The sequence below is a fragment of the Escherichia sp. WS1265 genome (assembly GCF_046487585.1).
Taxonomy (GTDB): Bacteria; Pseudomonadota; Gammaproteobacteria; order Enterobacterales; family Enterobacteriaceae; genus Escherichia; species Escherichia coli.
In genome coordinates this window covers 65,138-74,292 of sequence record NZ_JBJQJE010000025.1, presented here as the reverse complement: position 1 = coordinate 74,292, position 9,155 = coordinate 65,138, and the positions used below count along the sequence as shown (strand labels likewise).

Sequence of the window (9,155 nt, the reverse complement as noted above, 5' to 3'; positions counted from 1 at the left end):
TGTTGAGAAGGATCGGAGGCCAGCGGCCAGCTTTTATGAAAAACATCCGTCAGCAGGACATCCCAGTCTTCCGGATAGCTGGCCGGATCAATTCGCTGGCTCTCCCCGTCGCTGTCACCGCGCAATGACTGCGTGATGTTGTAACGATCAATAATCCAGCGTTCGCCACGGCTGCCATAGCCCGTTACCTGAACCACAAAACGGCGATGACGTCCCGCCTGCACATCCACTGTCGCCACAAGGAAATTAACGCCATCCGGCACACTGCGGGAAGGAACTGGCTCTGCCCGCTGCTCAAGCAGTTCACTTTTTCGTTGCTCCATGTTGGCGCGGGGAAAATAAGGTAATCCCCAGTCGGTATTGATAACCGTCTTGAGTGTTTCTTCACTTCCGGTTGTCTCGTATTCCTGTTCTGCAGTAAGCAGTTTGTAAACGAGTTGCGAGAGTGTCTGGTAAGCAGCTGCCGGACCCTCCATCCAGAATGACGCAATACGTGAGCGTCGGGGATCACCATAACGACTGCCATCCGCATTGATGGATTCACCATCCCGCAACCAGACCCCACGTCCGTTCAGCTCACGTTTTTGTTCAGGCATAATCCGTCCTGAACAGGAAGGACACTGAATATAAGCCGCCTCACTTGCCAGCACGGGATCGGCAATATCACGGAAACCAGCAACCACATCGCCGCAGGGCTGAAAATACTCACCACAGTGTGGACAGGGCCAGTACCAGCGACGGCGATCGCCACGGTTATAGAGCGATAGTATCCCCGTGGTTGGTGGAGCCTCATGCGGTGAAGTCCGTCGCCATTTCACATCCTTCACATCCCTGCCGGGGGAACTCTCCACCAGCGTCATACCACTGGACATAAATGTTGTGGTACGTTTTGAGGCAAGAGAGAAAGCATCCCCCTCGCCATCAATATCTTCCGGAAAACGGTCATAATCCGTCAGCGCGACGCATTTATAATCTGATGAGGACATGATATTGACTGACGGCCAGCCGATTTTCAGGTAGTTACCAGCAAGGAATGTTCTGTCATAAACGTTGTTGTCATTTTTGTTCGGACTCAGGCGACTGACCACTTCCGGGCTGACGCGAAACGTTCTGGCGAGTCGTTTTTTGGAGTGTTCGCGGGCTTTTTCCTCCGTCATCTGAATAATCAGCATATCAGCAGGATCGCAAATCACGTTGTAAATCACCCAGCCGTCAATCAGGCCGATAGTCTTGCCGGTTCGTGCCGGGCCAACAAATATCACTGCGTCGTATTCACGCGAGGCCAGGCAGTTCATCGGCTCAATAACATACGGTGCCACCAGCGGATCCCACGGGACTGAGTTCCCTGCCCCCATGGGCACCCGCATATACTGAGCAACGGCATCAGCAACCCGCATTCGTCTCGGTGCGCGAAGGATATAACCTGAATCGGTTCGTGCTGCCTTTGCGGTTTCCTGATTCAGCATTACTCCTCCTGCTGTAATTCCTCCTCATCATCCGCACCTGCTTCAGTCACCCGCAGGGCTATCTGATCGCGCAGATCATCAATAATGGACTGAACACGGCTCACAGCGGCAGGCTGCAGACCGCAGTCACGTTCAAGAATATCCGGTAATGTCTCCAGCACCTGCACGACCGCTTTTGCCCAGATGGCAAACTCCCGTCTGACATCACTGGCCGGAATGAGTTGTGCCGTTTCCTGTTCGAACTTAAGACGCTCACGTTCAGACTGATACCAGGCTTTGCGCTCATGCGCGTCCATTTCGCCTTCTGCAACCGGCGGTGGTAATGCCAGAAATGCCGACACAATATCAACCACCCGATAAAGCTTGAGGTTGCTTTCATGCCCCCCTGCAACGGGTAGATTTTGCAGCCTTGCCGCAGCAGTCTGGCGATGTACACCTGACAGTGCCGCCAGTTGACTGATATTCAGCGTCAGATTTTTTAACTCTCGATCCATACCCGCTCCAGAATGTTTTAAACATGCATCTTGCGAACAACTTTAGGCAAACGGTGTTAGCGATGAACAAAAAACAATCAAAATCGACACCACAAAAATAAAACTACTGTAATATCAATACATTACAGTAGTGGTGATGACGAATGAAATTTCAAAAACTAGCCTTTTTCCGCGACGCTCCCGCCCCGTGGCAGGCCACCCCACCGGGAGGACCCGTCAGCCTGACAGCCATGACGAACGTCTTATACAGCCCTTGCATGAATGGCATCGGGATAATCCAGAAAGGAATAGCATCGACCCACAAGAATCTGTGTGAGTGTCCTGTTTCTTCCACCCCCGCACAGGACTGGCGAGCATGAGGGACAACCCCGCGAACCATAACCGCGCTGATGACAGGACTGGCCCGGCTTGTATTGCTTCCAGCCTTCGCTTTTGTGGCTTTTGCAATAGCCTGACGGATCTGTGGTGGTATTGCGGTAGCCGCGAACACGGCAGGTTTTTGGGGTTCGTGGGGGCATATGTACTCCAATGAAGAAGCCACCAACATAGCCTCCTCCATTCATCGTGAAACTATTTTCATCTTCCCAGTAATGAATTCTTTGAAGAGTCGAGATCAATACAACTCACTGATGGGAGAGGCTTGTCTCACGCGTAAGGCAAGTTTCCTGTTTGATTTACTGGACAGTATAGGGGGGCAGAATGCCTTCCTCACTCGAATAACATCAATTACGGAGCTTCAACACGGGTCAGTCGTGGTATGGCGGCAGCCGCGAACTCGGCATGCTTTTGAGGTTCGAGGGAGCATATGTACTCCAATGAAGAAGCCACCGACATAGTCTCCTCCATTCGTCGTGAAACTATTTTCATCTACCCAGTAATGAACTCTTTGAAGAGTTGTAATCAATACAACTCGCTAATGGAGAGGCTTGTCTCACACGTGAGACAAGCTTCCTGTTTGATTTACTGGACACTATAGAAGGACAGAATGCCTTCCTCACTCGAATCACATCAATTAAGGAGGTTCAACATGTTTCATTCCACAAGTCATCAGGCTGTAATTATGGCAGCATCAGTTTGTGCCACAGACCTTTTCCGCTTCACTTTGAGCCTGATTCATTTCTACCTGACCGGCTCGCCTCTATCTTTCTAATCCCCGATTTATCCAAATTTCACTGCCATAATGCCGACATTCTCTGCCATTGTTGGCTCCGTTTATCCGTTAAAAGGGATATCAGTTAAGTTATCCCGTGCAGGGTATAAGCCATTATCAAACCCACCCGTAGATAGGCTTTGTAATGGCTACTTCTTCAGAAATGATTCGATGAATTCACGTCGAGGATGACGATAGTTCAGAATATCTTCTGGCATCCTCATAAAGCGGTTGTTGCCGTCTTTGGCAGTAACAAAACAGCTGTGAACTCCGCAGACATCCGTTTTGATCGTGTCGCTATACTCAAAAAGCAACTGAGCCATCTTCTCTTGCCATTCTGGAGGCATAGCCTCCATGAATACTCGCGGCATCACGCAGAACGACGCATGCGTAAGACCAAACCACAGTTGCAGGTCTTTACGATATTCTTCATCCATCGTCTTTACCTTTGTTGCAATAAAAAGCCCCGCGAATGCGAGGCTAAATCCTGGTGTTTGTGATGACTGGCTCTTATCTAAACGCAGCCCCTTACCGCGCGCCAAATGCTCAACTTTAAGCATCAGCAATGAGATGTTTAATCTGGATTCACTCCAGAAGTGATCACCACCCTGTCTACAGAGCCAGATGTGAAGGATGATGAGTAAAATTATCTCTATCATCGAAGGCATTGCGTCCTGATATATTCCTGAAGCGTTCTCAGTGCTGTCTGGTCTCTGATGATTCCGTCCCGGATACCGAGAACGTTTCGTCCAGCAACTGGAGAGAGTTCGACGGTGGCATCATTGCCCATGCCGGAGGCGCTGGAGGTTTCGGCTGAGGATGGCACAGAGCATTTTCCTTTGACGAGCACCCGACCACCATTATCAAGCTTGCGCCGAAGAGCATCATTTTCAGCTTTCGCATCAGCCAACTCCTTCGTGTATTTAGCATCGAGTACATCAGCAGCACGCTGGCGTTGCTGCATGTCAGTAATGGTGGCGGTCGCCTGCTTCAGCTCACTGACTTTTTTATCACGCTGTTCTTTGTAGGCGATGGCGTTATCACGGTAATGATTGACCGCCCACGACAGGCAGACGATGATGCAGATAACCAGAGCATAAATAATCGCGGCGACTCTGCTCACTGATCTATCCCCCAACAGGCTAATGCGCTTTCCTGGTCACGACGAATAACCTGACCGTAACAGTTATTTGAACGAATGCGGCAATCACGGCCACCGTCCTTAATCCACCAGCGAATCGCCTCGCATGCACCTTTACGATCACCGGCATTCAGCCGCTTATAAAACGTCGACGGGAAACACTTACCAGGGCCAATGTTATAGGGACAAAATGACGCTATACCCGCTTTCTGTGGCTCGGTCAGTGGTACTTTAATATTACGTTCCACCCATGCCAGCGCCTTATCACGTTCAATAGCGTTAACCTGGTCGCACTTTTCCTTCGACAGCTTCATTCCCGGTATGACGGGCTTACCATCCACCATTGTGGCACCGCGGCAGATGGTCCATATACCGGAACCATCACGGTATGCCGTTGTGTGATTACCCTCTTTTTCGTTCAGAAACTGGTCAAGAATGTCAGGCGCAGGCGCACCTGCGGCAATCAGCGCCAGAACGACAGCCGACAGACCGTATTTGATTTTTGCGCTCATGGATATGGATGGATATTTATCAGGATTTATCGGTTCCAAATCCCTGGATATGTTTAGTACTCAGCCCGGCAGGTAGTTCCTCGCAGGGGTAATACTGACAATGTGAAGATCACAGAACAAACAGTAAGGACAACATATGAGCGATACTTATTTATCTAAAAAAGCTTTTGCTGATATTCTGGCCATCAGACAGGTTGTCATACTCCTGGTTAACGATTTACCAGATGAGAAAAAAGCAATTATTAAAGATTTGCTTACTAAATCAGCTGACACTTTTTCATCAAAAAAATTACCCGAATCCCTGGAAACCCCGCAGGAAGTTTTAGACGAAATGAACAAATTGATTGCCGAATCATGCGCTACTCTTGCTGAGACAATTTTAATTCCTGAAGAAGCTTCGTCGTCATACCATCAATAGTTTGCTGAACAGCTTTAGCAACAAACGCCACCCCATTTTCGTGGTGGCGTTGTCGCTCATTTACGGCTCGCATCGCGGCAACTATCGCACGACTTATGTCATCCCCGGCGTTTTTTTCCCGCCCTGCGCGCCTGGTGTTGGCTTTAACTGCACTATCAAAACCCGCAAGATGAGGACGATCGTGTTTATTGGCAGAATTTTCAATCTTAATGGAGTACTGATGCTGCAGATAAGACTCAACTTTTTCTGACAATTTTTCTGCCACTCCCAGGAAGACCTGCCTGACGCTCATTCTGGCTGCTGCCTCATAAAACTCCAGCGCGGCACCTTCAACACGGTCCATGGTGATGACCAGGTCAAAAATTTCACCGTCAAAGCGTTTTTTGTCCCGTAATGCTACAGTTACCGCAACTTTATTCTCAAAATTGCGGATCCCTTTCACAATCAGTTCATAGTTTTGAGTCATTGAATTACTCTCCCCGTGCAGCCTTACGCTTGTCTTCTCTGATTTTGAAGTACAGATTTGTCAGATAAGTCAGGAAGCCCAGAACCAGACTCCCCAGTACACCAATCGCAGCCCACTGTGACGGACTGACCTGATCAAGCCACTGTAAAAACCAGTAGCCAGCACTGCCTGCGGAGGTGCCGTAGGCAATGCCCGTTGAAATTTTGTCCATGGATTTCATAGCCTCACCTCCGCAAATAACGGATGGCGTAGTTTTACACTGAGAAATGAAAGGGATTTGAAAAGAAAAACCCGCAAAAGCGGGCGAAACGATATATACAGTAAGGGAAGCACTCTATCCAACAAACCACCCACAGTTAATCGGAATAAAAGCAGAGTGCTTATGAATGATCGCCTGCCCGAAGGTTAGTATTTCTGCACAGCAATTTTGCAAAAAAAGCGATCATTCATAACTTAAACGTCTTTCAGTCACTCCGGGATTTCCCATCATCGCAGACTGAAAGACTCTAACTGGAGCGGGCAGCGGGAATCGAACCCGCATCATCAGCTTGGAAGGCTGAGGTAATAGCCATTATACGATGCCCGCACATGGTGCCGACTACCGGAATCGAACTGGTGACCTACTGATTACAAGTCAGTTGCTCTACCTACTGAGCTAAGTCGGCACTGGACCGCCACCGGGGACTCGAACCTCGCACTCTCAACTTAAAGGGTTGACGCTCTTTCCTGATGAGCTAGTGGCAGTTGGTGGCCCTTGCTGGATTTGAACCAGCGACCTGGCGATTATGAGTCGCTCGCTCTCACCACTGAGCTAAAGGGCCGCGCGCAGAATAATAACGTTACAGAATTAATACTGCAATATCTTCAGAAGGCCTGATTAAATGCTGTTTTTCACTTGTCCACCAGCGTGTTTACTGTACTGCACCAAGTTTACGGGTACAAAAAACCCGCTCAGTGGCGGGTTGCTATCACAGCTATATATTTACTTATTATGCCGTTACTAACATTTATCTTCGACATATAATCGAAAACAAGGTTTGCTTAAAACTCTGCTTTCATTTTATCCGGGAATTTTTTATTTGCAGCATAATAACTACCAAGTACATAAGCGTTCATTTGCTGCTCTACATCAACCCGACATGCCGCACTAGAACAAGCTCCACTGATAAGCCCAAAAGAACTCCCTTTAGCAGAGAGATCAGCTTTGATTTCCTCTACAGTGTTTTTCCCCATAGCAACTACACACCCTGTCACAATATATCTAGCTTTCACATCATCCATGCTAAGGATAGTAGTTTTCGCAATTTTGCTGTATCCATCATTTTTATAAACATCCATGGCAAACGCACGGCAATCTGTATAATACGGACTTGCTTTAACTTGCGAATACTCAGGTAATTTCATACCTGCACAACCAACTAAACAAAAACCTATCGCTGCTATTAATACCTTTTTCATTACAGTCATAACCTAGAAGCATCATTGAAACTAATTTATTAAATAACCATCGAGTTTCTGGAATACAGACGTTAACCATCTCTCCAAAATCTAAAAGATAATAAGAAAAAATGTTTAACGCACCAATCCATTTCATAGTTTCATGAGACATCAGGCACAAAAAAACCCGCTCAGCGGCGGGTTTTTGACATTTACCAACGGTAGACATACAAGGCCCATCGTTGAGAAAATCTTATCCATATTTTTTGAAAAATGCAAGTATCACGTCGACATCTTCGGCGAAAATTATCTATCTTGTCACTTTTCTCAATTGCGATTCAGCATACGCTTCTTCCTGCCAGCACTTTGTAACCAGTTTATTAATAACGTCTGCATATCCTTTGTACCACTGATAATCCGTCAGGTCAGGTACCAGTTTCTGGACATGATGCCGCGCCAGTGTGGTTGGTAAACGGCTAAACCGGTTGCCATTGCAACGCCCACAAATCTTATAAACAGGCACACCATGAAGCCGGGTTCTTTTTTCATCCAGGACAATACCTTTACCCTTACACCCTCTGCACGCTGTGCTGACTTCTCCCTTACCATGGCAATGCTGACATAGTTCCTTCACCCACTCTTCCTTGATAACAGATTCCCCGCTTCTGGAGTGTTTCACCACTTCGCGCAATACATTATGAAATCCAGTACCAGCACAATGCTCACAGCGAGCCTTACTTGCCGCAGACCTGGAATAATCAGCAAAGGCAAAATTCACAAGGTAAGGGATGATCTGTAACCGGGTTTCTTCACTCAATTTGTTCAATGTCGGGTTATCCAGTGCCATCGCGTAATTGAGCAGACCTTCAATCGCAAATTGAGGATCCTGAACACCAACTTTTGCCAGGAATAAAGCAAACCCAAGCGGTGCTTTCGACTGCACCATCCCCTGCGCAGCCATCACATCCGTAATCGTTAAACCACCTGAGCCTGTCGCCGGTGCGTCATCGCTCAATTTTGGAGATTTTGGGGAGTAATATTTTGGTAAGGCTTCAAGGTTCATGCTCGTTCTCCACTTACGCCAATACGCCAATTGCCAGCGCACGATCGATAAAACGAAATATCAGCTCCAGCTGGGAGCCATACTTCTCTTCAAATGCCACGGTATCCGCATGCAGCTCGTCGTGATGCTTTCTGCACAAAGGCAACACAAAGAGGTCATGCGCTTTTGTCCCCATTCCACCCTGACCGTGGCCTATCAGGTGGTGGGGATCATCAGCAGGCTTTCCACAACATGCACACGGCTGTGTCTTAACCCAGCGCGTGTACTTTTCATTAACCCAGCGGCGGCGTTTTGGGCGTAACATAAAAGACTCCGGCGACTCCGGATCCACTTTCAGCGCCAGCACCTTTTTTGCCTTATCCTGGATGATGCTGGTGGCAGGAACCGAAGGCACAAGGTCACTTTCCCGGGTGACAGACGGCACAACAGGCTTTGGTAATCTCAGTGCCTTACGGGCTGCACTTTCCGGTAAGGCATCCGCCAGGTCATTACGAATCAGCCACCAGCACAGTTCCGGCATTGTCACAACGTGACTGTCATCAAAACCGAGATCCCGACGCACAACAGACAACACCCAGCGGGCACAGTTATCCGTTGCCATTGATTCCAGCCGTTCCGTGAACTGATCGCGCAGCTGGTTATCGCAGTGCCAGCACAGACGGATTGCGCCCGGAGCGTGTCGCATTGTGGTCATGTTCTCGCTGTGCCAGTCGGAATGAGGCCACTGGCAGCCTTTTTCACGAAGTAACCAGCTTTCAAGACATTCCACGCCACCAGCACGACGGATCACTGCCTCATTGCGGAACACGGCCCGAACGGCAGGATCATCCGCCAGCGGTTGTGATGCCGCCGGAACGGCACCACTGGCGAAAGATGAATAACGTTCCGGCTCAGGCTCCAGCAGAACACGCCCCTGCATAAACAGGGGCATCAGCTCTGAACCTGGCCTGAACAATACGATCCCCATACGCGGGGCAATTTCAGGGGTCAGTAGCGCTCTCACGGTCA

The 9,155-nt window shown here is 48.7% G+C and carries 10 protein-coding genes, 4 tRNA genes and 3 pseudogenes; 1 reads left to right on the top strand and 16 read right to left on the bottom strand.

The window, feature by feature from the left end; genetic code table 11:
- From ACJHX3_RS21240 to ACJHX3_RS21210, 7 genes and pseudogenes are all read right to left on the bottom strand, one after another.
- A partial coding sequence (locus ACJHX3_RS21240) for a phage terminase large subunit family protein (RefSeq protein ID WP_410236203.1) occupies positions 1-1,466 on the bottom strand: 1,466 nt, incomplete at its 3' end.
- Positions 1,466-1,960: a DUF1441 family protein gene (locus tag ACJHX3_RS21235; protein WP_000373425.1), complete on the bottom strand. Its 495-nt coding sequence runs from the start codon at positions 1,958-1,960 to the stop codon at positions 1,466-1,468. The genes ACJHX3_RS21235 and ACJHX3_RS21240, both read right to left, overlap by 1 nt.
- 368 nt (positions 1,961-2,328) lie before the next feature.
- A pseudogene (locus ACJHX3_RS21230) lies at positions 2,329-2,478 on the bottom strand (HNH endonuclease); the annotation flags it as partial.
- Positions 2,479-3,259: 781 nt separating this feature from the next.
- Entirely contained in the window at positions 3,260-3,547 is a 288-nt protein-coding gene (locus ACJHX3_RS21225; protein WP_000343116.1) for a hypothetical protein, read from the bottom strand.
- An 81-nt stretch (positions 3,548-3,628) separates the two neighbouring features.
- Positions 3,629-3,778, bottom strand: a pseudogene (locus ACJHX3_RS21220) (lysis protein); the annotation flags it as partial.
- Positions 3,766-4,233: a lysis protein gene (locus ACJHX3_RS21215; protein ID WP_001300226.1), complete on the bottom strand. Its 468-nt coding sequence runs from the start codon at positions 4,231-4,233 to the stop codon at positions 3,766-3,768. The gene ACJHX3_RS21215 and the pseudogene ACJHX3_RS21220, both read right to left, overlap by 13 nt.
- Complete coding sequence (locus ACJHX3_RS21210) at positions 4,230-4,763, bottom strand: lysozyme (RefSeq protein WP_016231763.1); 534 nt, start codon at positions 4,761-4,763, stop codon at positions 4,230-4,232. Before ACJHX3_RS21210 ends, ACJHX3_RS21215 begins: the two co-directional genes overlap by 4 nt.
- Positions 4,764-4,899: 136 nt before the next feature.
- Here ACJHX3_RS21210 and ACJHX3_RS21205 point away from each other — a divergent pair, with 136 nt between their 5' ends.
- On the top strand, positions 4,900-5,181 hold the full coding sequence (locus ACJHX3_RS21205; RefSeq protein WP_016231764.1) for a hypothetical protein: 282 nt from the start codon (positions 4,900-4,902) through the stop codon (positions 5,179-5,181).
- Between the two features lie 169 nt (positions 5,182-5,350).
- Here the strand turns inward: ACJHX3_RS21205 and ACJHX3_RS21200 are convergent.
- The 9 genes and pseudogenes from ACJHX3_RS21200 to ACJHX3_RS21160 form a co-directional block, all read right to left on the bottom strand.
- A pseudogene (locus tag ACJHX3_RS21200) lies at positions 5,351-5,647 on the bottom strand (DUF1327 domain-containing protein); the annotation flags it as partial.
- Between the two features lie 4 nt (positions 5,648-5,651).
- Complete coding sequence (locus tag ACJHX3_RS21195; RefSeq protein WP_000839572.1) at positions 5,652-5,867, bottom strand: class II holin family protein; 216 nt, start codon at positions 5,865-5,867, stop codon at positions 5,652-5,654.
- Positions 5,868-6,158: 291 nt separating this feature from the next.
- Positions 6,159-6,233, bottom strand: a tRNA-Gly gene (locus ACJHX3_RS21190).
- 3 nt (positions 6,234-6,236) lie between these two features.
- Positions 6,237-6,312, bottom strand: a tRNA-Thr gene (locus ACJHX3_RS21185).
- A 2-nt stretch (positions 6,313-6,314) separates the two neighbouring features.
- Positions 6,315-6,391, bottom strand: a tRNA-Lys gene (locus ACJHX3_RS21180).
- Position 6,392: 1 nt separating this feature from the next.
- A tRNA-Ile gene (locus ACJHX3_RS21175) sits at positions 6,393-6,468 on the bottom strand.
- 220 nt (positions 6,469-6,688) lie between these two features.
- Complete coding sequence (locus ACJHX3_RS21170) at positions 6,689-7,114, bottom strand: hypothetical protein (RefSeq protein WP_000217632.1); 426 nt, start codon at positions 7,112-7,114, stop codon at positions 6,689-6,691.
- 280 nt (positions 7,115-7,394) lie between these two features.
- A complete protein-coding gene (locus ACJHX3_RS21165; RefSeq protein ID WP_001047112.1) occupies positions 7,395-8,147 on the bottom strand; it encodes an antitermination protein in 753 nt (250 codons plus the stop codon).
- 13 nt (positions 8,148-8,160) lie between these two features.
- Positions 8,161-9,150: a DUF968 domain-containing protein gene (locus ACJHX3_RS21160; protein ID WP_001360050.1), complete on the bottom strand. Its 990-nt coding sequence runs from the start codon at positions 9,148-9,150 to the stop codon at positions 8,161-8,163.
- Positions 9,151-9,155 lie beyond the last annotated feature (5 nt).